Origin of the sequence: Brevundimonas sp. 357 (assembly GCF_003938605.1) — a bacterium.
GTDB lineage: Bacteria > Pseudomonadota > Alphaproteobacteria > Caulobacterales > Caulobacteraceae > Brevundimonas.
This window is the reverse complement of the sequence record NZ_RHWX01000009.1, coordinates 1-25,552: the sequence shown is the minus strand read 5'-3', so window position 1 is coordinate 25,552 and position 25,552 is coordinate 1. Positions and strand designations below refer to the sequence as shown.

The 25,552-nt window shown below is 66.8% G+C and carries 29 protein-coding genes and 1 tRNA gene; 19 read left to right on the top strand and 11 right to left on the bottom strand.

Annotated elements, in window-relative coordinates; genetic code table 11:
- Positions 1–4 precede the first annotated feature (4 nt).
- The 6 genes from EGK63_RS09425 to EGK63_RS09400 all read left to right on the top strand — a co-directional run bounded on the left by EGK63_RS09425 (position 5) and on the right by EGK63_RS09400 (position 6,165).
- The gene (locus EGK63_RS09425; protein ID WP_125901044.1) at positions 5–796 is read left to right on the top strand and encodes a hypothetical protein; all 792 of its coding nucleotides are present in this window, start codon (positions 5–7) and stop codon (positions 794–796) included.
- 744 nt (positions 797–1,540) lie between these two features.
- Positions 1,541–2,293, top strand: coding sequence for a DUF72 domain-containing protein (locus tag EGK63_RS09420; RefSeq protein ID WP_125901042.1), 753 nt, complete (start codon positions 1,541–1,543; stop codon positions 2,291–2,293).
- 4 nt (positions 2,294–2,297) lie between these two features.
- Positions 2,298–3,368 (top strand): NAD(P)-dependent alcohol dehydrogenase, encoded by a 1,071-nt coding sequence (locus EGK63_RS09415; RefSeq protein WP_125901040.1) that lies wholly within the window; start codon positions 2,298–2,300, stop codon positions 3,366–3,368.
- A gap of 100 nt (positions 3,369–3,468) precedes the next feature.
- A complete protein-coding gene (gene phbB, locus EGK63_RS09410; RefSeq protein ID WP_003163916.1) occupies positions 3,469–4,194 on the top strand; it encodes an acetoacetyl-CoA reductase in 726 nt (241 codons plus the stop codon).
- Positions 4,195–4,347: 153 nt separating this feature from the next.
- The gene (locus tag EGK63_RS09405; protein ID WP_234288006.1) at positions 4,348–5,088 is read left to right on the top strand and encodes a DUF4908 domain-containing protein; all 741 of its coding nucleotides are present in this window, start codon (positions 4,348–4,350) and stop codon (positions 5,086–5,088) included.
- Between the two features lie 54 nt (positions 5,089–5,142).
- Entirely contained in the window at positions 5,143–6,165 is a 1,023-nt protein-coding gene (locus tag EGK63_RS09400) for an isopenicillin N synthase family oxygenase (RefSeq protein WP_125901037.1), read from the top strand.
- 79 nt (positions 6,166–6,244) lie between these two features.
- Here EGK63_RS09400 and EGK63_RS09395 read toward each other — a convergent pair whose 3' ends face one another.
- The 3 genes from EGK63_RS09395 to EGK63_RS09385 form a co-directional block, all read right to left on the bottom strand.
- The gene (locus EGK63_RS09395) at positions 6,245–8,098 is read right to left on the bottom strand and encodes a ubiquitin-activating E1 FCCH domain-containing protein (protein WP_125901035.1); all 1,854 of its coding nucleotides are present in this window, start codon (positions 8,096–8,098) and stop codon (positions 6,245–6,247) included.
- A 177-nt stretch (positions 8,099–8,275) separates the two neighbouring features.
- Positions 8,276–8,983, bottom strand: a complete 708-nt coding sequence (mtgA, locus tag EGK63_RS09390; RefSeq protein ID WP_125901033.1) for a monofunctional biosynthetic peptidoglycan transglycosylase — start codon at positions 8,981–8,983, stop codon at positions 8,276–8,278.
- 112 nt (positions 8,984–9,095) lie between these two features.
- Positions 9,096–10,061: a WD40 repeat domain-containing protein gene (locus EGK63_RS09385; RefSeq protein WP_125901031.1), complete on the bottom strand. Its 966-nt coding sequence runs from the start codon at positions 10,059–10,061 to the stop codon at positions 9,096–9,098.
- A gap of 88 nt (positions 10,062–10,149) precedes the next feature.
- Between EGK63_RS09385 and EGK63_RS09380 the strand changes: the two genes are divergently transcribed.
- Entirely contained in the window at positions 10,150–10,836 is a 687-nt protein-coding gene (locus EGK63_RS09380; protein ID WP_125901029.1) for an alpha/beta fold hydrolase, read from the top strand.
- 12 nt (positions 10,837–10,848) lie between these two features.
- On the opposite strand, the gene EGK63_RS09375 is transcribed toward EGK63_RS09380, so the two are convergent.
- The 4 genes from EGK63_RS09375 to EGK63_RS09360 all read right to left on the bottom strand — a co-directional run bounded on the left by EGK63_RS09375 (position 10,849) and on the right by EGK63_RS09360 (position 13,934).
- On the bottom strand, positions 10,849–11,058 hold the full coding sequence (locus tag EGK63_RS09375; RefSeq protein ID WP_125901027.1) for a DUF2093 domain-containing protein: 210 nt from the start codon (positions 11,056–11,058) through the stop codon (positions 10,849–10,851).
- The gene (locus EGK63_RS09370; RefSeq protein WP_125901025.1) at positions 11,055–12,152 is read right to left on the bottom strand and encodes a GTP-binding protein; all 1,098 of its coding nucleotides are present in this window, start codon (positions 12,150–12,152) and stop codon (positions 11,055–11,057) included. The genes EGK63_RS09375 and EGK63_RS09370 overlap by 4 nt, the downstream gene beginning before the upstream one ends.
- A 49-nt stretch (positions 12,153–12,201) precedes the next feature.
- The gene (locus tag EGK63_RS09365; protein ID WP_125901023.1) at positions 12,202–13,188 is read right to left on the bottom strand and encodes a cation diffusion facilitator family transporter; all 987 of its coding nucleotides are present in this window, start codon (positions 13,186–13,188) and stop codon (positions 12,202–12,204) included.
- A gap of 86 nt (positions 13,189–13,274) precedes the next feature.
- Positions 13,275–13,934 carry a hypothetical protein gene (locus tag EGK63_RS09360; protein ID WP_125901021.1) on the bottom strand — a complete coding sequence of 220 codons (660 nt, stop codon included), beginning with the start codon at positions 13,932–13,934 and terminating at the stop codon, positions 13,275–13,277.
- 299 nt (positions 13,935–14,233) lie between these two features.
- On the opposite strand from EGK63_RS09360, the gene rplU reads away from it, so the two are divergent.
- The 11 genes from rplU to ptsN all read left to right on the top strand — a co-directional run bounded on the left by rplU (position 14,234) and on the right by ptsN (position 21,678).
- Positions 14,234–14,722: a 50S ribosomal protein L21 gene (rplU, locus tag EGK63_RS09355; protein WP_087140381.1), complete on the top strand. Its 489-nt coding sequence runs from the start codon at positions 14,234–14,236 to the stop codon at positions 14,720–14,722.
- 96 nt (positions 14,723–14,818) lie between these two features.
- Complete coding sequence (gene rpmA / locus EGK63_RS09350; RefSeq protein WP_125901019.1) at positions 14,819–15,103, top strand: 50S ribosomal protein L27; 285 nt, start codon at positions 14,819–14,821, stop codon at positions 15,101–15,103.
- A 177-nt stretch (positions 15,104–15,280) separates the two neighbouring features.
- Positions 15,281–15,814 (top strand): GNAT family N-acetyltransferase, encoded by a 534-nt coding sequence (locus tag EGK63_RS09345; protein WP_003163930.1) that lies wholly within the window; start codon positions 15,281–15,283, stop codon positions 15,812–15,814.
- Between the two features lie 124 nt (positions 15,815–15,938).
- Positions 15,939–16,025: transfer RNA gene (locus tag EGK63_RS09340), tRNA-Leu, on the top strand.
- Between the two features lie 161 nt (positions 16,026–16,186).
- Entirely contained in the window at positions 16,187–16,801 is a 615-nt protein-coding gene (locus EGK63_RS09335) for a ribonuclease D (RefSeq protein WP_125901017.1), read from the top strand.
- 19 nt (positions 16,802–16,820) lie between these two features.
- Positions 16,821–17,483, top strand: a complete 663-nt coding sequence (gene lptC / locus EGK63_RS09330; protein WP_125901015.1) for an LPS export ABC transporter periplasmic protein LptC — start codon at positions 16,821–16,823, stop codon at positions 17,481–17,483.
- Positions 17,480–17,974, top strand: a complete 495-nt coding sequence (locus EGK63_RS09325) for an LptA/OstA family protein (RefSeq protein ID WP_125901013.1) — start codon at positions 17,480–17,482, stop codon at positions 17,972–17,974. The genes lptC and EGK63_RS09325 overlap by 4 nt, the downstream gene beginning before the upstream one ends.
- A gap of 6 nt (positions 17,975–17,980) precedes the next feature.
- On the top strand, positions 17,981–18,781 hold the full coding sequence (gene lptB, locus EGK63_RS09320) for an LPS export ABC transporter ATP-binding protein (RefSeq protein ID WP_125901011.1): 801 nt from the start codon (positions 17,981–17,983) through the stop codon (positions 18,779–18,781).
- Positions 18,782–18,889: 108 nt separating this feature from the next.
- Positions 18,890–20,410 (top strand): RNA polymerase factor sigma-54, encoded by a 1,521-nt coding sequence (rpoN, locus tag EGK63_RS09315; protein WP_125901216.1) that lies wholly within the window; start codon positions 18,890–18,892, stop codon positions 20,408–20,410.
- Positions 20,411–20,486: 76 nt separating this feature from the next.
- Positions 20,487–21,134, top strand: a complete 648-nt coding sequence (hpf, locus tag EGK63_RS09310; protein ID WP_125901009.1) for a ribosome hibernation-promoting factor, HPF/YfiA family — start codon at positions 20,487–20,489, stop codon at positions 21,132–21,134.
- A 79-nt stretch (positions 21,135–21,213) separates the two neighbouring features.
- Positions 21,214–21,678: a PTS IIA-like nitrogen regulatory protein PtsN gene (gene ptsN / locus EGK63_RS09305; protein ID WP_125901214.1), complete on the top strand. Its 465-nt coding sequence runs from the start codon at positions 21,214–21,216 to the stop codon at positions 21,676–21,678.
- Positions 21,679–21,716: 38 nt separating this feature from the next.
- On the opposite strand, the gene EGK63_RS09300 is transcribed toward ptsN, so the two are convergent.
- Both EGK63_RS09300 and EGK63_RS09295 read right to left on the bottom strand, forming a co-directional pair.
- A complete protein-coding gene (locus tag EGK63_RS09300) occupies positions 21,717–21,971 on the bottom strand; it encodes a DUF1150 family protein (RefSeq protein ID WP_125901007.1) in 255 nt (84 codons plus the stop codon).
- A 58-nt stretch (positions 21,972–22,029) separates the two neighbouring features.
- Positions 22,030–22,449 (bottom strand): Hsp20 family protein, encoded by a 420-nt coding sequence (locus EGK63_RS09295; protein WP_125901005.1) that lies wholly within the window; start codon positions 22,447–22,449, stop codon positions 22,030–22,032.
- A 204-nt stretch (positions 22,450–22,653) separates the two neighbouring features.
- Here EGK63_RS09295 and EGK63_RS09290 point away from each other — a divergent pair, with 204 nt between their 5' ends.
- Positions 22,654–23,328 carry an OmpA family protein gene (locus EGK63_RS09290; RefSeq protein WP_125901003.1) on the top strand — a complete coding sequence of 225 codons (675 nt, stop codon included), beginning with the start codon at positions 22,654–22,656 and terminating at the stop codon, positions 23,326–23,328.
- A gap of 269 nt (positions 23,329–23,597) precedes the next feature.
- On the opposite strand, the gene EGK63_RS09285 is transcribed toward EGK63_RS09290, so the two are convergent.
- Positions 23,598–24,914 carry a UDP-glucose/GDP-mannose dehydrogenase family protein gene (locus EGK63_RS09285; RefSeq protein WP_125901213.1) on the bottom strand — a complete coding sequence of 439 codons (1,317 nt, stop codon included), beginning with the start codon at positions 24,912–24,914 and terminating at the stop codon, positions 23,598–23,600.
- Between the two features lie 175 nt (positions 24,915–25,089).
- The coding region (locus EGK63_RS09280) for an OmpA family protein (protein ID WP_133411903.1) at positions 25,090–25,552 on the bottom strand (463 nt) is incomplete at its 5' end.

Sequence of the window (25,552 nt, the reverse complement as noted above, 5' to 3'; positions counted from 1 at the left end):
ATCCGTGTCGTTCATCGCCGCCGTGACGTCCGCCCTGATTTTAGCCGCCCCGCCTCAGGCGGCGACGGCGTCGCCCGCTTCGCCGTCCGCCTCATCCTCCGCGCCGATGTCTGTTGCGCCGACCAGGCCCCAGTGGCTGCTGTCGCGCGAAGGAGCGCAGGTCGTTTTCCGCGGCGCCTTGAACCCCGCATCCAGCGCGGCCCTGGTCGAAGCGCTGTCGGACAAGGACGCCGAGGGGCTGATCATCGACAGCGGCGGCGGCGACGACAACGCCGCCCTGGACGCGGCTGAGGTGATCCTGGCGCGGCGGCTGCCCGTGACGGTGCGGGGCCAGTGCACGTCCGCCTGCGCCAACGCCGTCTTCGCCGCCGGAGCAACGCGGATCATAGAGCGGGCGGGGTTCGTCAGCTTTCACCACTCCTCACCGGTGATCGAGGCCAACTATCAAAGGCTGAACGAGGCCGTCCCCGAGGAGATCGCCCGCGGCGCCCGGCGGACGCGCGCCCTCTACGCCGCACGCGGGGTCGATCCCGCTATATTAGACTGCGCCGCCGCCCGGGTCGGCCTGTCCACCCTCCAGACCGAAGTCCGGATTCCCGGCGAGATCGCGCCGCGCGTCGCCTGGTTGTCGCGCCACTCCCTGTGGATACCGCATGAAGCGACGCTGCGCCGCTACGGCCTGGAATTCACCCGCTGGGGCCGACCGCCCAGCCGCCGCGACGTCCTGGCCCGCCTGCGCCCGCCCAACCCGCGCGCCGTGGTCTTCGGCCGGGCGGATGACTGCGTGTCGGACTGAGGCGGGGCGCGGCCCGTTTGGCTGATACGCTTACTGTCCGGAAGCTGGATTGAGGCGAACTTCGCTTCACGCCCCGTTGCGGACGAAGGCGGGGTTACCTATTCGGTCGGGGCGTAGCTTCAAATCTCGATCAGCTTGAGAGTTCGTCTATGAATAATGCACACAATGGAACTCGAGACCATGCAGGCGCGTGAGCGGTAGGCAATGAAAAGACTAACGATAAACGATATAATCAGAACATCAGCTCTTGCTGCTTTTTTTATCGTGTTCGTTCGCGCCCCCACCATTAAAGCCGTGTTCTTTTTCGTCATGTTTGTAGGGATTCTTATAACAATTCAGTCTATAGATTTGATGAAATCAGATTTTCGACGACACACGATGGGATACATCGTGACGATGCTTGTAGTGACGTGCATTCTTGCCACGACCATATATTTCGTTTGACGCCAACCGTGGCCCTCACCGGTCGCGCCGTCGCGTTTCGGATGAGGGAAGGAGACCACTTCGACTCATCGCGGACGTTGGCTAAATCACCCTAGCTGCGAGCATGCCAAGTATCTAAACGATCAACACCCGCGTTTTTCAGTTTTTGGGAGCCTTGGTGCTTGCAGGGTTCGGCCTTTCTAACCGTCGCCTTCCTGCGCGATTGTGACGGGCTTGCTTCGGCACCTTCACGCCATCCGCTTTCCGTAGCCGCCGTCGGTGATTTCTGCGATCAAACGGCCTGCATCAGGAGGCTAGTTCATGGCGGAATCCATCCATATCGGCGTCGGCGGCTGGACGTTCGAGCCTTGGCGCGGGGTCTTCTATCCCGAGGGGCTGGTGCAGAAGCGGGAGCTGGAGTTCGCCAGCCGGGCGCTGACCTCCATCGAGATCAACGGCACCTATTATTCGACTTTCAAGCCGGACAGCTGGGCGAAGTGGCGTGACGAGACGCCGGACGGTTTCGTCTTTTCGGTCAAGGCCAGCCGCTACTGCACCAACCGAAAGGTTCTGTCCGACGGCGCCGAGAGCTTCGAGCGGTTCCTGTCGCAAGGGCTGACGGTGCTGGGCGACAAGCTGGGGCCGATCAACTGGCAGTTCATGGGGACCAAGACGTTCGAGCCCGAGGACTTCGAGGGTTTCCTGAAGCTGTTGCCCAAGGAGAAGGACGGCGTGCGACTGCGGCACGCGCTGGAGGTGCGCAACCCGACCTTCGCCACCGAACAGTTCTATGATCTGGCGCGCAAATACGGCGCGGCCGTCGTCTATGCGGTCGATGACGAGGAGCCGACCTGGCCGCAGATCGACGAGGCGACGGCCGACTTTACCTACGCCCGGCTGATGTCCAGCCGCGAGGACGAGCCGACGGGCATGACCTCAGGAGAGTTGGACGCCGTGGCGAAACAGGCGCGCGGCTGGGCCGAACGCGGCGACGTCTTCGCCTACTTCATCTCAGGGGCCAAGGTGCGGAACCCGGCGGCGGCCCAGGCGCTGATCGCCAAGCTGAAGGACTGAACCCATGCCCATCGCCACGCGCGCCTTCGCCGCGACCGCCGCCGACCAGCCGCTGAGTCCCTACAGCTTCGAGCGGCGCGATCCCGGCCCGGACGACGTGGCCATCGAGATCAAATACTGCGGCGTCTGCCACTCGGACCTGCATGTGGTGAAGAATGATCTGGGCGGGACGCGCTATCCCATCGTGCCGGGCCATGAGATCGCCGGGGTGGTGACGGCGGTCGGCGCGAACGTCACGCGCTTCAAGCAAGGCGACCGCGTCGGCGTCGGCTGCATGGTCGACAGCTGCCGGACCTGCTCGGCCTGCCGCGAGGGGCTGGAGCAGTATTGCGAGCCGGGCATGACCCAGACCTACGGCTCGCGCGATCCCAAGGGCGCGGCCGTCGGCCAGACGATCACCCAGGGCGGCTATTGCGACCGCATCACGGTGGATCAGGCCTTCGTGCTGAAGATCCCCGACAGCCTGCCGCTGGATGCGGCCGCGCCCCTGCTGTGCGCGGGCGTGACCACCTGGTCGCCGCTGAAGACCTGGGGCGTGGGGCCCGGGTCGAAGGTGGCGGTGATCGGCCTGGGCGGCCTGGGCCATATGGCGGTCAAGCTGGCCGCCGCCCTGGGCGCCGAGGTGACGGTGCTGTCGACCTCGGACCGCAAGAAGGCCGACGCCGAGCGGATGGGCGCCCGGCATTTCCTGATCAACTCGGACGCAGACGCCATGAAGGCGGCGGCCGAGCAGTTCGACCTGATCATCAACACCGTCTCGGCCACGCATGAGATCGCCAGCCACGTCAATCTGCTGGCGCGCGACGGGACCATGGTCATGCTGGGCCTGACGACCGAGGGGCTGCCGGTCTTCGCCATGCCCCTGCTGTGGCGGCGGCGCCGCATCGCCGGTTCGCTGATCGGCGGCATTCGCGAGACGCAGGAGATGCTCGACTTCTGCGGCGAACACGGGATCGTGTGCGAGATTGAGGTGATCGCACCCGATCAGATCAACCAAGCTTATGAACGGATGGAGCGGTCGGACGTGCGCTACCGCTTCGTCATCGACATGGGCCGTATGGCCGCGACGGCATAACCCCGTCTTCTCGTTCGCCGCCAGCCGCGCTAAGGCTGTCAGCAAGGGAGACGGACGGCGTCGCAACCATGACGACCGCCGCACAGGACAGGGAGACGTCATGACGCGTACCGCATTCGTTACCGGGGGCACCCGGGGCATCGGCAAGGCGATCGTTCAACGACTGAAGGAAGACGGGCTGCAGGTCGCGGCCGGTTATTCCGGCAACACCGAGGCCGCAGAGGCCACCGCCCGTGAACTGGGCGTCATGGTGGTGAAGGGCAACGTCGGCTCATTCGAGGATTGCGAGCGGGCGGTCAGGGAGGTCGAGGCGCAGCTGGGCCCCATCGACGTCCTGGTGAACAACGCCGGCATCACGCGCGACGGCTTCTTCCACAAGATGAGCGCGGACCAGTGGTCCGACGTGATCCGCGTCAACATGGACAGCGTCTTCAACATGACGCGCCAGGTCATTAACGGCATGCGCGACCGGGGCTTCGGCCGCATCGTCAACATCTCCTCGATCAACGGTCAGAAGGGCCAGATCGGCCAGACCAACTATTCCGCCGCCAAGGCCGGGATGATCGGCTTCACCAAGGCGCTGGCGCTGGAGAACGCGCGCAAGGGCGTGACCGTCAACTGCATCGCACCCGGCTATATCGACACCGAAATGGTCGGCGCCATGGACCAGAAGGTGCTGGACGCCATCGTGGCCCAGATCCCCGTCGGCCGCCTGGGCAAGGGCGAGGAGATCGCCGACATGGTGTCCTGGCTGTCGGGCGAGCGTGCCGGATATGTCACAGGGTGCACGCTCTCGCTCAACGGCGGGCAGTACCTGGTTGGATAAGCCGCGTTCGCCCAAAATCCGCCGTTCGCGCGTATCACCTCTGAAAACATGAGGACTGCGGTCGAAGTCGTGGCGGAGAAACCGCCTGCCTTCATCCTCGCGACGCATCGCGCCGCGAGGAGCAGACGCGCGCGCGCCTGGCGCCGGTCCGGCATGACGGCGGGGCTTACCCTTTTCCTTGCCTGCGGGGCTGTCGCCGCCGAAGCGACGGCCCAGACCCGATCCAACGCCCAGGCCGAGCAGAGTCGGGCCATCCGCGACCAGTCGATCATCCGCACCACGCCGCCGCCGGGGCGCTACACCTCCGAGGCGGGCCAGTCCTTCATCCTGGACCAGGCGGGGTCGCTGACCCTACTGCGGTTCGAGCGATCGACCGAGACCTGGGCGCTGCGGCCGTCCTCGGCCCCGCGCGGCGACACCATCTATCGCAACGACGCCGGCGATCAGGTGCTGCGCGTCACCACCGGCGGCGGCATCACCGTCTATACGACCCGCGCGCCCGGCGGCTCGCCCGTGTCCCTGGCCGGACCGCCGGTCAGCCTGGCCCCCCCGTCGTTGGGGCCTGTGCAGATGTTCAACCTGATGGCGCGACGCAGCGGCCTGGTGTCGGAAGCCATGGGTCGGTTGGTGCGCATCAACCTGGACGGCCAGGAATCCGAAGCCCTGTGCATCGAGGCGCTGATCGTCACCACCGACGCGGTGGTTCGCATCGCCCGGTCGCCCAGCGCCCGCCCCTTCCTGGACCGATTGCGCAGCATCACTATCATCGAGGGGCAGCGCTCGTCCGTGACCTATTCCGGCGGCGATCTGCGGGTCGTGGTCGACCCCCGGCGCGGCATCGCCGGCCGCCCGTCGTCTGCGCGCGTCATCCGGGCCGTCATCCCGCAGGACTGACATTGGACCAACGGTCCGCCGCGCCGCATCTGCCCTTTCGCGCCCATTGGGCGTATGAGGGCCGCCATACTCACCATCACAGAGGCTGATTTCACAGTGACCTCTTCCCTCACCGCCGTCTCCGCCGAAGATCAGGCCAAGACCCGCGCCATCGTCCCGGTGTCGATGAAGGGCTATGACGCCGACTTTCAGGCCTTCTCGGACGCCCTGGGCGCCTCCTTCGCCCGCTACGGCTTTGCCGTTATCGCGGACCACGGTCTGGATCAGGGGCTGATCGACGCCGCCGTCAACGACGCCAAGGCCTTCTTCGCCCTGCCCGAGGATGTGAAGCGTCAGTATCACCAGGCCGGCACGGGCGGCGCGCGCGGCCTGACCCCGTTCGGCGTCGAGGCGGCCAAGGGCGCCAAGGCCGTGGACCTGAAGGAGTTCTGGCACACGGGCCGCGAGCTGCCGGAAGGCCATCCCTATCGCCAGTACATGCGTGACAACGTCTGGCCGACCGAGGTGGCGGGCTTCCGCGAGCACGTCTACGGCCTGTACGACGGTCTGGACGAACTGGGCCGCCGCATCCTGAAGGCCATCGCCCGCTATCTGAAGCTGGACGACGCCTATTTCGAAGACAAGGTCCAACTGGGCAACAGCGTGCTACGCCTGCTGCACTATCCGCCGATCCCGGCCGACGCCGAGGGCGTGCGCGCGGGCGCCCATGAGGACATCAACGTCATCACCCTGCTGCTGGGCGCCGAAGAGGCCGGGCTGCAGCTGAAGGATTCGGACGGCGAATGGCTGGACATCGCCCCGCCGCCGGGGGCGCTGGTGGTCAACATCGGAGACATGCTGCAGCGGCTGGTCAACCACGTCCTGCCGTCGACGACCCACCGCGTGGTCAATCCGGCGCCCGAGCGTCGCGGCTTCGCCCGCTATTCGACGCCCTTCTTCCTGCACTTCAACCCGGACTTCCCGATCGAGACCCTGCCGTCGACGATCACGCCTGACAACCCGGACCGCTATGCGGGCAAGACCATCCTGGCCGAGGACTTCCTGACCGAACGCCTGAAGGAAATCCGCCTGATCTGACCGGGCGGGACGACTGAAAAGCACGAAGGGCCGGCGGATCGCTCCGCCGGCCCTTTTTCTTGCCCGCCGATTGTCTGCGTCAGCGCGCGATGCGCAGGCGGGTGATATCGCGACCGATGGCGCGGAAGGCTTCCTTAAGGTCGGTATTCTTGTTCGGCGTAAAGAAGTGCTCCTTGCTGGTGGCGCACTTATCCATGACCTCATAGGCCGTATCCACGCCCGCCCCGCCCGTGCTGGTGCTGAGGTTGAAGCCGACCGTGTAGATGACGATATTCTCCTTCTTCATCCCCTCACAGAGCGCCACGGACTGGGCGAAGGGGGTGCCGTTCGGCGCGCTGCAGTTGATCTGATAGTTGGCGTTGCCGGCGGATCCGTTGCTGGGGGCGTCATGCGAGATCACGCCCTGGCAATAGGGGTTGTTGAACTCCCCGTCCGTCATCAGCACGACGGCCTTCAGCGTCTTGGAGGGGTCATAAGGATTGGCGCTGCTGGCGGAAGGCCAGACGGTGTTGAAGTTCGGCGAGACCGCATACCAGCCCCATTCAATGCCGATCTGTCCCGCCGTCGAACCGGCCGCCTGATAGGCGTCGATCTGACTGTCCAGCCCTTTCACGCTTCCCTTGTCGTCAACCTGATTGGTCAAGGGCGTGAGCGTATTGCTCAGGCAACGGTTGTCGCCGTGCGGGTAGTTGCGGCCGCCCCACTCGTCCCGCTCCAACGTTCGGCCTGGACTGCGGTCTGTCGGGATCAGTGCACCGGACCTATTCCGTTCGGTCCACAAACGTTCGCTGACACAGGTGCTCGAAGACAGGTCACGCAAGGTGCGATTGTCGCGACCGATGAAATAGCGTCGTTCGCAGCCGTCATAACCGCACTGAACGGATCCCCCTCTAGAGTAGGCGGATTGCTCTGGCCCCCATAGGCCGACGCTGAACTGGTCGTCGGAAATCTTCTTCACCTGGAAGGTGTTGTTGAGCGCGCTCATGCCCTGAACGCCCGAAACCTTCACCCAATCGCCCGTCGAGAGCGTGTGCTGGGTTGATGTCACCCAGACCTGACAATCGGGCGCCCAGCACCGACGGAAACTACCGGTATTGTTGCGGCCGTTGCCCGAAAAGCCGGAAACTTGGAAGCTATTGGTCGTCACAGACGACACGCGATGGACGCGATTGTTCAATCCTGAAGAGGCGTTGCTGACGCCGCTGATCCAGACGTAATCGTCCTTTTTCAGCCCGTGATTGTTGGCGGTCAGAGTGCCGCCCGAAACGCGCGAAAGCGACTTGCCTGCATCCGCCCAATCTGCGCCCTCTATCACCGTCGACGCCTGCAGCGGCCCCCGCGCCTTAGCGGCGTAGTCGCCCAGGTTCACGCCCATGGAATAGGGCACCAGGGCCACGCGCGAGGTAAAGGGCGTCTGCTCCTTCTGCACCACGAGACCCACCAGCTCCTTGGCCGCTTCCTTCAAGCTGGTGAGCGGAGAGCCGGACATCGAACCGGTGATGTCCAGCACCAGCGCCACCTCCACATTGCGTGAGGCGCGCAACACCTGCGAACTGGTGCTGACCGGAAGGTAGTCGTCCATGAGCTTGCCGTAGGGCGGCAGGAAGACATTGGCGACCAGCACCTTCACATCGACCCTGGCTTCAGCCTCTACCCGTCGATTGTCGACCAGAACGAAACTGGCGGTGTCTCCGTCCTTGTCGAAATAACCCGGCATGTTGGCCTGCAACGCCGCCATGCCGATTCGATTGATGTTGAAGTCGTCGCTGTACTTCGAGCGCGCCGCGGCCAGGGCGGCGGCGTCTAGGGCGTCCTGGAGTTGAGCCTTCACCTTGGACGCCTGGTGAATATCGACGGCGCCGAGGGTGATCATCATCAGAATCGGCAGGGCGATGGCGAACATCAGCGCGACGTTGCCCTGGGTCTGGCGCATCAGGCGGCGGACGAAGAGGCGTGCGCCCCGCCCGGCTCGTTTCAGACCGTGTGTCACCCTTCAGACCCCGTCGTCGCGCGCGGACGCAAGGGTCCGCAATCGACCTCAGCATGACACGCGTCCGTTAAGGCTTGGCCCCCCGTTCACGGTTAACGGCGGGTTGCGAAACGGCCGACTTCAGCGGCGGTCGATGCAGGCGTCCAACCCCTGTTCGCGCACCGTGCCCATGGCGGCCTGGATGCGGGCGGCGCGACGGCGGACATAGGGGCCGGGCGATCCGGCGTTGTAGCGGCGCGGGCTGGGCAGGATGGCGGCCAGGCGGGCGGCCTCGCGCGCCGTCAGCTTGTCCGCGCCCTTGTCGAACCAGTGGCGCGAGGCGGCCTCGGCGCCATAGACGCCCGGCGCCCATTCGGCGACGTTCAGATACATCTCCATGATCCGCCGCTTGCCCCAGCCGATCTCGATCAGGCCGGTGTAGCCGACCTCCAGCCCCTTCCTGACCCAGTCGCGGCCGGGCCACAGGAAGACGTTCTTGGCGGTCTGCTGGCTGATGGTCGAAGCGCCGCGCCTCTTGTCCGAGCCGCGCTGTTCGGCGCGTTCGTTGGCCTCCATCGCCTTCTGGATGGCCTCGACGTCGAAGCCGTGGTGCCGGCAGAAGCGGGCGTCCTCGGCGGCGATCACCGCCTCGACCAGACGCGGCGAGATACGGTCCAGCGAGCGCCAGCGATAGTCCATGCCGTGCCCGGCCGCCGCCTGCTTGACCATCAGGATCGTCGCCAGCGGCGGCGCGAAGCGATGCACCGCCACCCCGGCCAGCGGGAACAGGGCCAGGATCAGCAGAAGGGTCAGGAGCGGCCGCCGCTTGCGGTGTTTCGCACGGGTCATGGACGGAGCATGGCTCAGGAAGGTTGAGAAATCACGGCGACGCTTGCCGAGCCGCCGTCGCGAGGCTGGATTCTCGGGTCAAGCCCGAGGATGACGGCAGGAGGGCGTTGTTTCAGAGCGAGGCCACGCCGGCGTGGCCGTCCTCATCCGCCCAGGCGATGCGGGCGGCGCCGGAACTCATGGCCAGGGCGGTGATGGGGGCGCCCTTGTCCTGTTTGACGAACTGCAGGCCGCGCCCGGCCGGATCGGCCCACCAGACGCGCCCGTCTTCCAGCCCCGCCGCCAGACGGCCGTGGGCTGCGGCGGCGGCGACCTGGGCGATCAGGGTCGTCTCGTCATAGCCGATCTCGGTCGCCTCGCGCCCCATCGGCCCGTTCGAGCCGACGAAGGGCCACAGCACCACGCCCTGCGCGCCCGAGGTGGCCAGAAGCTGCCCCTTGGCCATGAAGGCGAAGCTCTTGATCTTGGACGGATAGCCGCCCATCCGCATGTTCTTCTGATCCTTCAGCCGCCAGCCGTGCAGCTGGTTGTCCTGCATCGAGGTGACGACATAGGCGCCGTCGGTCGAGAAGCCGACCGCCAGATGCGACCCGGCCCAGGCCAGCTTGGTCGGCTGCTGCTGCTCGATGCGGGCGTACCACAGCCAGGCGCCGCCATAGGTCGAGGCGGCGATGCGGCGCCCCTTGGGATCAAAGGCCACGCCCGAGACGGTGCGCTCGTGCTGGAAGTCGCGGCGGAAGTGCGGATCCTTGACGTCCAGCACGCTCAGCGCGCGGCCCGAGGAGAAGGCGATCAGGCCCGACTCGGCCGAGGCGGCCACGGCGTCGATCCATTGGCCCTTGGTCTGGGCCAGCAGGACGGCCTCGCCCTCGCGGCTCCAGACCAGCTTGCCGTCGTCGCCGCCGGTGACGATCCCCTCGCCCGAGGGGTGGACGCAGGCGCACAGGACGGCGCCGTCATGGACCTCGCTGCGGGCGCCGCTCTCGAACCGCACCGAGCCGTCGCCGAGGGCGAAGATCGCGCCCGTCTTGTCGAACAGGGCGGCGGTGACCTGGGCGTCGAAGGAGAAGGTCGTCATGTCGGCTCACGCAGGGCGAAGGAGAAGTCGGATGCGCCTCATAACCTCCCCCGTCGCGTCTGTCGCGTGGCGGGTCTATGAGGGGGCCATGACCCTGCTGCTCATTCCCGGCTTCATGGCCGATGCGACCCTGTGGGACGCCATGACCGATGATCTGGCGCCGTTCGGACCGCTGGTCGCCACCGACCTAAGCCGGGGCGAGGATATCGAGAGCATGGCGGCCGCCATCCTGAGCGATGCGCCGGAGCGGTTCGTCGCCGTGGGCTTCTCCATGGGCGGCTATGTGGCGCGGGAGCTGGCGCGGATCGCGCCGGAGCGGGTGGAGGCCCTGATCCTGATCGCCACCTCGGCGCGCGGGGATACGGAGGAGCTGATCCGTCAGCGGCGTTCGTCGTTGAAGGCGCCGCCGAAGGCCTTCAAGGGGTTGAGCCGTCCGGCCATCGTCTCGTCCCTGCACCCCGATCTGGCGAACGACGAGGCGATGATCGCGCGGGTGCGCGACATGGGCTTGCGGCTGGGCGGCGAGGTGTTTCACCGCCAGTCGGCGATGGCGCGGGCGGGCGATCTGGAGCGGCTGGGGGAGATTGTCCAGCCGACGCTGATCGTGGCGGCGGATGCGGATCGGCTACGGAGCCGGGAAGAGGCGGAAGAGCTGCACCGCGGGATCGCCGGCGCGACGCTGGAGACGGTAGCCCACACCGGCCACATGATCCCGCTGGAACAGCCGAAGGCGCTGGCGCGAGTGATGACGGAATGGCTGAAAACCCTCTCCTGATGGGAGAAGGTGTTAGCGGTGCGTTTCCACCCAGCGCTTCGTCATCAGTTCGCCGGACGCATAGGCTTCCTGAAGCTCGACGCTCCAGTAGTTGAGCGCCTCCAGCGGGATCGGCGCGCCCGAGACGGCGCAGCGGACGTGGTCGCCGTGCTGCACGATCTCGAACTCGGGCGTGCCGTAGATCAGCTTGGCTTCGGTGCGCGGGCGAGGCGGCGGGTTCATGCCGCGCAGGCCTCGAACCCGGCCTTCAGGGCGGCTTCGTCCAGATCGCGGCCGATGAAGACGGCGCGGCTCCAGCGGCGCTCCTTGTCGCCCCACGGTTTCTGAAGGTCGCCTTCGAGGATCATGTGCACGGCCTGAAAGACCAGGCGGCGGTCCTCGCCCTGAACGTCGATGATGCCCTTGGCGCGCAGGATGTTCTGGCCCTGCTCGCCCAGCAGCTTGTCCAGCCAGGCGGTGAATTTGGCGCCGTTCAGCGGGCGGTCCAGCGTCAGGGAAATACCCTTGATGTCGTCCTCGTGGGCGTGGCCGCGTGGGCCGTGTGCATGATTGTGCCCATGATCGTGATGCTCATGGCCGCAGTGCTCGTCATGAACGTGGTCATGCCCGTGATCGTGGCCGCAATGCTCGTCGTGGACGTGGCCTTCGGCGCCGTGGGGCGGGTTCACGAAGTCCGGCTTGACCTCGAGTATGCGGTCCAGGTCGAAGGCGTGCAGGCCCAGCACCTGATCCAGCGGCACGTTCGAACGCTCGGCGCGGACGATGGGGGCCAGCGGGTTCAGCGCGCGCAGGCGGGTCTCGACCTCGGCCAGTTGAGCCTCGTCCACTAGGTCGATCTTGTTCAGAATGATGCGGTCGGCGAAGGCGACCTGCTCGCGCGCCTCTTTGGAATCGTCCAGACGCGCCATGACGTGCTTGGCGTCGACCAAGGCGGTGACGCTGTCCAGCTGGGTCTTGGCCTTGACCTCGTCGTCGACGAAGAAGGTCTGGGCCACCGGACCGGGGTCGGCCAGGCCGGTCGTCTCGACGATGATGGCGTCGAAGGCCGGCTTGCCGGGGCGCTGCCGCTTCATCAGGCCGTTGACCACGCGGATCAGATCGCCGCGCACCGTGCAGCAGACGCAGCCGTTGTTCATCTCGAACACGTCCTCGTCGGCGCCGACCACCAGATCGTTGTCGATGCCGATCTCGCCGAACTCATTGACGATGACGGCGTAGCGCTTGCCGTGGTCCTCGGTGAGGATGCGGTTCAGCAGGGTGGTCTTGCCGGCGCCGAGGTAGCCGGTGAGGACGGTCACGGGTGTCTTCTGGGTCATGGCTCGCTAGATGGCGGCTGAGGGCCGCCTTGGGAAGAGGCGAAACCGCTCAGCAGGTCGGACAATCCGGCAGGACGCCCGTTTCCAGCTGCAGCGTCGTGTGGCTGATGTCGAATCGGCCGCGCGCCAGGGCTTGCGCCTCGGCCAGCAGGGCGTCGCCGTCGGGGCGCTGGTGGACGATGTGGGCGGTCAGGGCCGCATCGGTCGTCGACAGCCCCCAGACGTGCAGGTCGTGCACCGCCGTCACCCCCGGCAGGGCCAGGAAGGCGGCGCGAATCTCGCCCACGTCCAGCCCGTTGGGCGCGGCGTCCAGAGCCAGGTTCACCGAATCCTTCAGCAGGCCCCAGGTGCCGATCATGATGACGGCGACGATGATCAGGCTGACGATCCCGTCGATCAGCGACCAGCCGGTGAACAGGATGACGACGCCCGCGATCACCACGCCCAGCGACACGGCGGCGTCGGCCATCATGTGCAGATAGGCCCCGCGCACGTTCAGATCCTTGTGCTGGTCCTTCATGAACAGCAGGGCCGTGCCCAGGTTGATGAAGAAGCCGATCCCGGCCACGACGATGATGACGCCCGAGGCTACCGGCGCAGGCTCGGCCAGGCGGCGCACCGCCTCGAAGGCGATCGCCCCGCAGGCGAAGATCAGCAGCAGGGCGTTGCCCAGGGCCGCCAGCACCGTCGCCTTGCCATAGCCGTAGGTGCGCTTGGGCCCCGCCGCGCGCCGCGCCAGCCAGGCCGCCCCGCCCGCCATGGCCAGACCCAGCACGTCGGACAGATTGTGCCCCGCATCGGCCATCAGGGCGGTGGAATCGGCGATGAAGCCGGCCGTGAACTCGGCGACGACAAAGGCCAGGTTGACGATCAGGCCGACGGCGTAGCGCCAGTCGCCCGTGTCGGTCGGTCCATGATGATGGTGCCCGCCGAAGCCATGGGAATGGCCATGGCCGTGCGAATGACCGTGGTCATGAGCGTGGGAGTGATCGTGATGATCGTGGCCGTCATGGCCGTGTGCGTGATCGTGCGCCATGTCCGCTCAGCTAGGTCTTCCCGCGCGGGAAGGTCAAGCCCCGCAGAAGATAAGTCTTTGAATGTAAATATATAACCTATCGAAACTCAGTGCTGATGCGTCAGCACCAGGAAGCCGATCAGGATCAGCGCCCCGCCCAGGATGGCGCCTTCATAGCGCGCCCACCGCTCCAGCCTGAGAATAGAGTAGCCCGCCGTCGCCAGGGCGGCCAGCAAGGTCATGCCCAGCACCGTCCCCGCCGCGAAGGTCAGGGTCAGCAGGGCCAGGGCGCCCACGCCCTCGGTCGCCGAGGACAGATAGATGGGCAACAGCACCTCGCCCGGCGTCACCGCCATCATCAGCACCAGGCCCCAGAAGGCCGCCTTGTCCGAAACCGCGGGCTCGGTCAGTTCAGCCGCCGGTCCGCCCGCCGTGACGGGACGCTTCAGCGAGGCCCTGGCCAGGTAGAAGGCGCCGAACAGGAACAGCAGCGCCGCCGACAGGTGCGGCAGCAACCCCTCGACCCAGCGGTTCAGCGCCAGCCCCGCCGCCACGATCAGCGACCCCACGAGAGCCGTCGACGCGATATGCGCCAGTCCGGCCGTCACCACGGCGGTCATCACCCGCGCCACGCTCCAGCGCTGGGCGCGGCCGACCAAGACGAAAGGCAGCCAATGGGTCGGCAGGGCCGCGTGCAGGAAGGCCGCGACGAAGCCGCCGCCCAGAAGCGACAGCAGCACCGGCTCGGCGAGATCGGGAGAGGACATGGCCGTCCCCTTAGAGTGTTACCTTATAACAGTCGAGAAGAATCGACGAAGAATCTTCATGCGCGGCGTCACGCCGCGCCCCTGCATATATATAGCGCTCTCGCGTACGTGCGCCCGCTTGCGCCATCCGTGCAATCGGGCCACAGAGTCCGCCAGGAACCGGTTTTGCACGGGTTTTGGCCCGGCAGGCGTCCGTTTCACGTTGACTCTTCCGTGACCATCCGTATATGTCGCCGCTCTTCGCCCGCAGGGTCTCCTGGCGGGCGCATCCATTTTTGCGTTCACGCTGAGGCTTCCAAATGTACGCGGTGATCAAGACCGGCGGAAAGCAGTACCGGGTTCAACCGGGCGATGTGATTGTTGTCGAGAAGATCGACGGCGACGCTGGCGCTGCCGTCAATTTCGGTGAAGTCCTCATGCTGGGCGGCGACAAGGGTGTTACGGTCGGCGCTCCGCTGATCGACGGCGCCGCTGTCGCAGCCACGCTGATCGAGACCCGCAAGGGCGAGAAGATCAAGATCTTCAAGAAGATCCGTCGTCAGGGCTATCGCCGCACGAACGGTCATCGCCAGATGGAATCGGTCCTGCGCATCACCGGCATCGAAGGCGCCGGCGAGAAGGCCAAGTGGGACGGCACGGTCGACCTGATGACCAAGGCCGAGATCAACGCCCGCGCTCGCGGCCTGGCCCCGCGCGTCGAGGCTGTCGAAGCCGAAGCCCCCAAGGCCAAGAAGGCTCCGGCCAAGAAGGCCGCCAAGGCTGACGCCGCCGAAGGCGCCGAAGCCTAAGATTTTCACCGGCGCTGGACCAGCGCCAGTTACGATTAAGCAGTGCGTTCAAGCAGGCCGAACGGCCGGTAGCGCGCTAAGAAGAGGAGCAGCAAGATGGCTCACAAGAAATCTGGCGGTTCGTCGCGTAACGGTCGCGACTCAGAGTCGAAGCGCCTTGGCGTGAAGAAGTTCGGCGGCGAGCGCGTGCTGGCCGGCAACATCCTCGTGCGTCAGCGCGGCACCAAGTTCCACCCGGGCGCCAACGTGGGCCTGGGCCGCGACCACACCCTGTTCGCCACTGTGACCGGCGCGGTGCAGTTCACCACCAAACGTGGCGGCCGTTGTTACGTGTCGATTCTCCCGGCCAACGACGACGCCCAGGCGATGGCCGCCGAGTAACGCGAAGCCAGGACAGTATTTCCCCGGATCGCGTTGCTCTCGACAGCAGCCGATCCGGACCAAGGGAAAATTTTCCGCGGGGAGTCTGGATCACCAGGCTCCCCGTTTGCGTTTCCCCGCCTCGAATGCCGCCCGAGCCCTCCAAGGAGGCGGCGCCGAAGACATCGAGGCCGAACCATGTGCGTGATCGAAACCTCTCCCGTCGTCGAGACGCGGCGTCTGCTGCTGCGCGCCCCCGGCGCCCAGGACGTGACGCGTATCGCGGCCCTGGCCAACGACCACGACATCGCCCGCATGACCCAGCGGATGCCCCACCCCTTCCGCGTCGACGACGCCGAGGACTTCGTCCTGCAGGTGGCGTCCCAGGATCCGAAGCGGGCCAACACCTTCCTGATCGAGCACGAGGACCACGGCCCCGTGGGCGTCATCGGCATGTTCCAGAACACCGACGCCGTGCCCGAGGCCGGATACTGGATCGGGCGGGAGTTCTGGGGCCGGGGCTATGCGACCGAGGCGCTGGAAGGCGCCCTGGTCTGGGCCTCGACGCGCTGGAAGCGCCGCGCCCTGATGGCCGGCCACTTCGCCGACAACCCCGCCTCGGGCCGGGTGCTGGAGAAGGCGGGCTTCCTCTACACCGGCGAGACCCGTCCGGCCTTCAGCCGCGCGCGGGGCGAAAGCGCCGATACGCGGATGATGGTCTGGCTGGCCTGATAGAGCGCGGATTTCTCGGAGCTTTTGGTCAACGGTGCAGTTTTTTCCGGAATCGGAAAAAAGCCTGTTGACCGCCCCGAGGCTCCCCCCTATTAGTCCGGCCCTCGGCGGGGCGACCCACCGGGCCCAGGTGGCGGAATTGGTAGACGCGCTGGCTTCAGGTGCCAGTGGCTTAACGGCCGTGGAGGTTCGAGTCCTCTCCTGGGCACCATTTCTCAGACGGCGCTGTATCCGATCGGATGCGGCGCCGTTTGTCATTTCGGCCCTCCCCCTTCCTTTTGCGACGGTCGTGACAGCAAAGGTCGAGCTTGCGTCCTAGCGATAGCGCGCGGTTCGTCTATGTTACGGCCTGAACGACTGACGAGTTTCTGCATGACGGTTTATTTCCACGAAGGCGACCTGCCCGACGGCCTCGACCTAGGCCCTGAGGTGGCGATCGATTCCGAGACGATGGGCCTGCGTTTCCGCCGCGATCCGCTGTGCGTGGTGCAGCTGTCGTCCGGCGACGGGAACGCCCACGTCGTGCGTCTGAACCGTCCGGCCTACGACTGCCCCAACCTGAAGCGGGTGCTGACCGATCCGAAGGTGCTGAAGATCTTCCACTTCGGCCGCTTCGACATCGGCATGTTCGAACTGCACCTGGGGGTCGAGACGCGGCCGGTCTATTGCACCAAGATCGCCTCCAAGCTGGCGCGCACCTATACCGACCGCCACGGCCTGAAGGACGTGGCGCGCGAACTGGCCGGGGTCGACATGTCCAAGGCGCAGCAGAGCTCGGACTGGGGCGCGGCGGAACTGAGCCAGGCTCAGATGGATTACGCCGCCTCTGACGTGCTGTATCTGCACGCCATCAAGAACCGGCTGAACGAAATGTTGGTCCGCGAGGGCCGCATGGAGCTGGCCCAGGCCTGCTTCGACTTCCTCCCCGTGCGTTCGCGCCTCGACCTGGCCGGTTGGGACGAGATCGACATCTTCGCCCACGCCTGAGGACGGATCCGAAACGCGGATGAGCGATCAGCACGCCCAGGACGAGCAGAAGCGCGCCGACGAGGCCCGCGTCGCCCGCGCCGGCGAACGTTGGCGCACGCGCTCGCGTCAGGTGAAGCTGTACCGCCGCATCCTGCCCATCGTCATCCTGATGCTGGCGGGGGGCGCCCTGACCTGGACCGTGTTCCGCACCGTCATGTCCGGCGTGGAACGCAAGGCCAGCGAAAGCCGCGAGATCCGCCTGGACAACCCCATGTTCCACGGCCAGGACGCCCAAGGCCGCTCCTTCGTCATCGGCGCCCAGGGCGCGGTGCGCGATCCGGCCACGGGTCATTTCCGTCTGGTCGGCCCCCTGCTGCGGCTGAACCTGGGCGCGCGCAAGACGACCGAGCTGACCGCCGACGGCGGCACCTATGTCGAGACCCAGCGCAAGGTGGTCATCGGCCCCAATGTGAAGATTTCCGACGGCGGTTCGGGCTGGACTCTGGTCACGCCCGAAGCCGTGGTCGACACCGAAACCGGCGTGGTGACCGGCGACAAGGGCGTGCAGGGTCGCGGCCCCCTTGGAAGCATCGATGCTTCGTCTTACGCGATCTATGATCAGGGCCAGCGGGTCGTCTTCAACGGCCAGGGCGAAAACAAGGTGCGCGGGACCATCAATCCCGCCGGAGCCGACAGATGAACATGTCCAAGTCCAAACTGACGATCGCAGGCGCCGTCCTGCTGACGGCCCTGGCCCTGCCCGCCGTTTCGGGCGCCCAGAACACGTCCGCCAACCGCGCCGACTCCAGCCGACAACCGGTCCAGTACGGCGCTGACTCCGGCGAATACACGCCCGACGGCTTCTCGCTACGCGGACGGGCCGAGGTGACGCAGGGCGGAAACCGCTTGCGGGCCGACGCCATTCGCGGCTTCACCGCCAACGGCGACCTGAACCGGATCGAGGCGACGGGAAGCGTCTATTTCGTCACTCCCGATCAGAGCATGAAGGGCGACCGGGCGGTCTATACGCTGAACGACGGCAACGTCGTGGTGACCGGCGACGTCATCCTGACCCAGGGCAAGAGCGTTCTGACCGGCAATCGCCTCGTCTATAACGTCCGCACCGAGACCGCGCGCATCGAGGGCGGCAACGGCCGCGTCCAGGGCGTCTTCTATCCGCAAGGGAACTGACCCCGCGTGGCGCGCAAGGAACTTTCCGCACTGAACCGGGACGAACCGGTCGCCGAAACGGCGACGCCGGCGGTCGAGGACGCACGGCCCACGGGTCTGCGCGTCGAACACATCGCCCGCAGCTTCGGCCAGCGGCAGGTGGTGCGCGACGTCTCCCTGAACGTCCAGCGCGGCGAGGTCTGCGGCCTGCTGGGCCCCAACGGGGCGGGCAAGACGACCTGCTTCTACATGATCACCGGCCTGATCCCCGCCGACAGCGGCTCGATCTGGCTGGACAATGAGGACATCACCCAGCAGCCCATGTACCAGCGCGCGCGCATGGGCCTGGGCTATCTGGCGCAGGAAGCCTCCATCTTCCGCGGCATGACGGTCGAGCAGAACGTCAAGGCCGTGGTCGAACTGCGCGAGAAGACCGCCGCCGGCGTGCGGGACGAGACCACCCGCCTGCTGGAGGAACTGCGCATCGACCATCTGCGCCACGCCCCGGCCACCGGCCTGTCGGGCGGCGAGCGGCGCCGCGTCGAGATCGCCCGCGCCCTGGCCGCGCGACCCAGCTTCATGCTGCTGGACGAGCCGTTCGCGGGCATCGACCCCCTGGCCATCGCCGACATCCGCCAGGTGATCCGCTATCTGTCCAGCCAGGGCATCGGCGTGCTGATCACCGACCACAATGTGCGCGAGACGCTGGACATCATCGACCGCGTCTCGATCATCTCGTCCGGCTCGCTGCTGTTCGAGGGCACGGCCGACGAGGCCGTCGCCGACGCCGAGGTGCGCCGCGTCTACCTGGGCGAAATGTACGCCTGACGCCCAGAAGGCCTGACGCAGCGGCTGTTCGCCTCGCGTTAACGGCTTCCGATCCATGATCCCAGCAAGAAGCGGGCCAATAGCGCCTGCGTGCGGGGTGGAAACGACGTGATCGGTCAGAGGCTGGAGGTCAGGCAGGGGCAGGGGCTGGTCATCACGCCCCAGCTGCAGCAGGCGATCAAGCTGCTGCAACTGTCGAACCTTGAGCTTGAGGCCTTCGTCGAGGGCGAGCTGGAGCGCAATCCGCTGCTGCAACGGGACGAAGGCGAGCCCGCCCCCGACACTGCGCCTGAAGCCGCCAATGACGCCGCCCCCGCCGCCCGCGACGACGGCGAGATGCGCTTTGACGAAGGCTCGGACGCCCACGCCCAGAGCCTGGACGCCGGCGCCGACGATCTGTACGGCGACGCCGCCCCCGGCGAGCGCGTCAGCGACCGCCAGGGCGATCAGGCGACCGACCAGCCCGGCCTGACCGACTGGTCCCGCGCCGGCTCCGGCGGCGGCCTGGCCGACGGCGAGGAGCGCGAACGCCCCGACCAGCGCGACGAGACCCTGTGGGAGCATCTGCAGGCCCAGGCCTCGGCGGCCGGCTTCAGCCCCGCCGACCACGCCATCGCCCTGACCCTGATCGACGCCACGGACGAGGGCGGCTATCTGCGCGCCGACCTGGGCGAGATCGCCGAACGGCTGGGCGTGGACGAGGCCCGCATCGAGGCCGTGCTGGCCGTCTGTCACGGCTTCGAGCCGACCGGCGTCATGGCCCGCTCCATTCCCGAATGCCTGAAGCTGCAGCTGATCGAGCGCAACCGCTTCGACCCGGCCATGGGCGCCCTGCTGGATCATCTGGAGCTGCTGGCGCGGCGCGACCTGGCGGCCCTGCGCAAGGTGTGCGGCGTAGACGCCGAGGATCTGGTCGAGATGATCGCCGAGTTGAAGGCCCTGACGCCGCGCCCCGGCGCCGGCTTCGGCGGCGAACCGGCCCAGACGGTCGTGCCCGACGTCCATGTGCGCCCCGACCCGGCGGGCGGCTGGCGGATCGAGCTGAACACCGACACCCTGCCCCGCCTGCTGGTCGATAAGCGCTATCACGCCATGGTCGCCGCGGGCGCGCGCTCGGACACGGAGAAGACCTTCGTCGCCGACTGCGCCGCCCAGGCCAGCTGGCTGGTCAAGTCGCTGGATCAACGCGCCCGCACCATCATGAAGGTGGCGTCCGAGATCGTGCGCCAGCAGGACGCCTTCCTGGCCTTCGGCGTCGAGTTCCTGCGCCCCCTGACCCTCAAGACGGTGGCCGAGGCCATCGAGATGCACGAATCGACGGTCAGCCGCGTGACCTCGAACAAATACGTCTCCACCCCGCGCGGGGTGTTCGAGCTGAAGTTCTTCTTCACCGCCGCCATCCAGTCCAGCGACGGCGGCGCGGCCCATTCGGCCGAAGCCGTACGCCAGAGAATCAAAACGATGATCGACGACGAGGATTGCGGGAACGAAGTGCTGAGCGACGACCGCATCGTCGAGATCCTGAACGAAGCCGGTATCGACATCGCGCGACGCACGGTCGCCAAGTACCGGGAAGCTTTGAAAATTCCCTCGTCGATCCAGCGACGTCGCCTGCTCAAGAGCGCCTGATCACGCCACCGCCAAGCGTCACCACAAATCGGTGATCGGCGTTGACACCAAACACGGTCCGTCGCGTTCTATGCCTATGCAGATTCAAGTCAGCGGCAAGCAAGTGGATGTCGGCGAAGCGCTAGGCTCGCGCATCTCCCAGGAACTCGAAGAGGGCATCGGCAAATATTTCGCCCGCGGCGCCCAGGATGCCGAGGTCGTGGTGTCCAAGGATCGCCACGGCTTCCGCGTCGATTGCTGGGTGCGTCTGGCGTCGGGCCAGTCGCTGGTGACGACCGGCTTCGGCGGCGACGCCCAGGCCGCCTTCGCCGACAGTCTGGACAAGCTTGAGAAGCGCGTGCGCCGCTACAAGCGCCGCCTGAAGGATCACCACGCCGGTCCCAAGGGCCTGTCCCCCGAGAAGACCGAAAACGCTGCGCGCGAAGTCGCCGCCCTGACCATTTTCCGCGACCCTGACACGGTCGAGGATGAGGAATTCGGCGACGCTGGCCGCCCCGACGAGCCTCCGCCCGTCGGCATGGTGATCGCCGAGACTCAGGCCGAGATCCGCACCCTGACGGTCGGTCGCGCCGTGGCCGAACTGGACATGACCGGCTATCCGCTGGTGATGTTCCGCAACGCCGCGCACGGCGGCCTGGCCGTGGTCTATCGCCGGCCCGACGGCAACGTCGGCTGGATCGACCCCGAGCGTACGGTGAACGGCGCCGCCAAACGAGTCGGCTGAAAGACTTCCTCTGGAGGGGCGAAGGCGCTAGAAGGCCCTCGCCCTTCCGCACATGTCGGGTACCGTTTTCGGGGTAGTCATGGACATCGCTGATTTGCTGTCGCCGGACGGGATCGTCCTGCGAGGCGGCGCGTCATCCAAGCGCCAGGCTCTGCACGCCGTGGCGGAAGCCTTTGCCGGCGCGACCGGCATGGACGCAGACCGCACGTTGGAAGCCTTGCTGGAACGCGAAGCCCTGGGCTCGACCGGCCTGGGCTCGGGCGTCGCCGTACCGCACGCCCGCATCAAGGGTCTGGATCAGGTCTGTGCGGTCTTCGTCCGCCTGGACTCGCCGATAGCCTATGAATCGCTGGATGATCGTCCCGTCGATCTGCTGTTCGCCCTGTTCGCCCCCCTGGACGCCGGAGCCGAACATCTGCGGGCGCTGGCTGCCGTGTCGCGCGCCCTGCGCTCGCCGGAACTGCGCGAACAACTGCGCCAGGCGCGGACCGTGGACGCTATCCGCGCCCTGTTCGTCAAGGATGTGTCGAAGACCGCCGCCTGAGCGGTCTTCCTTACGTCTTCATTCGGCTTTCAAGACGCCTAATGGACCGACATCGGCTCCAGGTCATGCGCCACGGCGGCCGCGAAGGCGGTCTCGCGGTCCAGCATGACGGCCAGACGCTCGCCGTCGGCGCCGTGCACGGCGTAGAGGATCTGATCGGGGTCGATCTCGACATCGGCGGCCGTCTCGACCCGAGCGTCTTCCAGCACGTCGGAAGCGCGGATCGCGCGGACATAGACCAGGTCCGGGGCGCCGAAATCGGCGAAGTCCTTCGTATTCATGTTGGGCGTCATAAGACCGCCTCCTTACGCTTGACTAAACGCCTGGAAAGCCAGGCGGTTCGACGGCCGTTCAGCCCGTCGTGATGGGAATGCGCCGCACGCTGCGTTCCTGTTCCGGACGGACCAGTTCGACGTGCAGCAGGCCGTGCTCCAGCCGGGCGCCCGCGATCTCCAGCCCGTCGGCCAGGACGAAGTTGCGGACGAAGCCGCGCGCCGCGATGCCGCGATGCAGGAAGGCCTGTGGGTCGCGCCCGGCGTCCTCGCGCTTGCCGGTGATGGTCAGTTGGCGCCCTTCGACCGTGACCGACAGCTCTTCGGGCGTGAAGCCCGCCACGGCCAGGGTGATGCGCACCGCCGCATCGCCGAGTTGCTCGACGTTATAGGGCGGATAGGACTCGGCCGCCGCCTTGGCCGCCCGGTCGATCAGGGCGCGCGTATGGTCGAAGCCCAACAGGAAGGGGCTGTCGAACAGCAGGGTGCGTGCAGTCATGGGGCCCTCGCAATCAAGCGACCTCGGCCGTCCGGCGCCCCCCGTGATCGGCGAAGCGCCCGGCCGCTGTTACAGATGGGGGGACAGGCTCTGGAGGTCAACGGCCGACGACGCCCGCCGACGTTCATGGTCCATACACATTGAAACCTTAACTGTGGGGCAAGCGTTCACGCGACCAGAGGTCGCTATCGAAAGGATTCTTCCATGCGCGCCAAGATCGCCGTCGCCGGTCTGAGCATCGCCGCCCTGCTGGGCGCCGCCGCCTGCACCACGACCGACCCCTACAGCTCCACGCCGCGTCGCAACAACACCGGCACCGGCGCCGTCGCCGGCGCCCTGGGCGGCGCCCTGCTGGGTTATCTGACCAACACCTCCAGCGGCGAGCAGGGCCGCAAGAACGCCCTGATCGGCGCGGGCATCGGCGCCCTGGCCGGCGCCGGCGTCGGCCAGTACATGGACGGCCAGCAGCGCGCCCTGGAAGCCGAACTGTCGGGCACCGGCGTCGGCGTGGCCCGTCAGGGCGACAACCTGGTCCTGCGCATGCCGTCCGACGTGACCTTCGCCACAAACCAGTCGGACCTGGACCCGCGCTTCCTGCCGGTGCTGGACGACGTGGCCCGCGTGATCAGCCAGTACGACCGCTCCATGGTGGACGTGATCGGCCACACCGATTCCTCGGGCGGCGACGCCATCAACCAGCCGCTGTCGGAGCGCCGCGCCGCCTCGGTCGCCTCGCACCTGATCAACCGCGGCGTGATGCGCGAGCGCATCTATGTCGCCGGCATGAGCTCCCGCGCGCCGATCGGCTCCAACGCCACCCCGGAAGGCAAGGCTCAGAACCGCCGCGTCGAAATCCTGATCCGCCCCTTCACGGGCTGATCGACGAAACCAGAACATGAAGAAGGGGCGGCCGGTTCGGCGCCGCCCCTTTTTTTTAATGCCCGGCGACTGCGGGCGAGAAACAGCACAGCTTTACGCCCCACCCCTCTTGCCTTGCGGGGCGGACTGTCGGCCTCCTGTCCGCGCAGGAGATTCGGATGGAAGACGACGGCCTGGGCCGAGCGATGAAACTGGTCGGGATCGCAGCGGCGTCGGCCGTCGTGGTCGCCGCCGTGGTCATCACCGCCGGCCGTTTGCTGCTGCTCTAGTTACGCCGCATCCACGGGGCGACCGATGGAGAAGTAGCGGAACCCCCGCGCCCTCATGTCATCCGGACGATAGACGTTTCGCAGATCGACCAGGATCGGCTGCTTGAGCAGCAGCTTCACGCGGTCCAGGTCCAGTGCGCGGAACTGGTTCCACTCGGTCAAGATCACAGCCGCATCGGCGCCCTCGACCGCGTCATAGGGGCCGTCCTTGAAGCTGACTCCGTCCAGAAGCCTGGCGGCTTCCTCCATGCCCTCGGGATCAAACGCCTGAACTGTCGCGCCGCGTGCGATCAAGGCCGGCGCCACGTCCAGCGACGGGGCGTCGCGCATGTCGTCCGTGTTCGGCTTGAACGTCAGCCCCAGCAGGGCCACCGTCTTGCCCTTCAGATCGCCCCCCAGCGCCTCGGCCACGCGATCGGCCATGGCCTTCTTGCGCGCGTCGTTGATCGTCACCGTGGTTTCGATCAGCCGCACGGGCGAGCCGGCGTCCGTCGCCGTACGCACCAGCGCCAGGGTGTCTTTCGGGAAGCACGACCCGCCATAGCCCGGCCCCGCATGCAGGAATTTCGAACCGATGCGGTTGTCCAGACCGATGCCGCGCGCGACCTGCTGCACGTCGGCGCCGACGGCCTCGCACAGATCGGCGATCTCGTTGATGAAGGTGATCTTCATCGCCAGGAAGGCGTTGGCCGCATACTTGATCAGTTCGGACGTGCGTCGTCCGGTGAACATGATCGGCGTTTCGTTCAGGTTCAACGGTCGATACAGCTCGGCCATGACGGCGCGGGCGCGCTCGTCGGTCGTGCCCACGACGACACGGTCCGGGCGCTTGAAGTCGCCGATGGCGGCGCCTTCGCGCAGAAATTCGGGGTTGGAAACGACGGCGAAATCAGCGTCGGGGCGGCGCTCGCGAATGATACGCTCGATCTCGTCGCCGGTGCCGACAGGGACGGTGGACTTGGTCACCACGACGGTGAAGCCGTCCATCAGATCCGCGATCTCCTCGGCCGCCGCATAGACGTAGGACAGATCCGCATGGCCGTCGCCGCGACGCGAAGGGGTGCCTACGGCGATGAAGACGGCGTCGGCTGCACGAATGGCTTCGGCGCCGTCCGTGGCGAAGGACAGGCGCCCGCCCTTGACATTCGTCGCCACCAACGCGTCCAGGCCCGGCTCATAGATGGGCATGATATTCTGGTGCAGACGATCGATCTTGGAGACGTCCTTGTCGACGCAGACCACTGTATGGCCGAAGTCGGCGAAACAGGCCCCAGACACCAGGCCGACATAGCCCGTTCCGATCATGGCGACGCGCATCATGCACTCCTCTTGGAATCGTCCTGCAGGAAATAGCCGTCGATGCGGACCGGCGCCAGCAACGGCGACTTGCGGGCAAAGAAAAAGGACGGCCGGCCCGAATGGGCTGACCGTCCTTGATCGTATCGACGCTTCTCAGGTCGCGGGGGCTGGAATGAACCAGCCCCGTTGAGCCTTAGAAGTTGATGTCGACGGTGGCGCGGCGGTTCAGCGGCTCACGCACGCCGTCGCCGGTGGCCTTGGCCGGCTGGGTCTCGCCCTTGCCGTCCAGGGAGATCACGCCGCCATTGACGCCTTGAGCGACCAGGGCGTCAGCCACGGTGCGCGCACGGCGGTTCGACAGGCCCTGGTTGTAGGCCGCGTTGCCCGAGGTGTCGGTGTGGCCGACGACCAGCACGCGGGTCGGAGCGCCCGACTTGGCGTAGTTGGCGGCTTGCGTCACCACCGAGCGGGCTTCCGCCGTCAGGTCCGAACGGTCGAAGTCGAAGTAGACCACGAACTGACGCGCAGCCGGCTTGGCCGGAGGCGGCGGAGGCGGCGGCGGGGGCGGCGGGGGAGGCGGCGGCGGGGGCGGATTCGGAGGCGGTGGTTTCGGCGGAGGCGGCGGCGGCTTCGGCGGCGGCGGCGCCTCGGGGGGA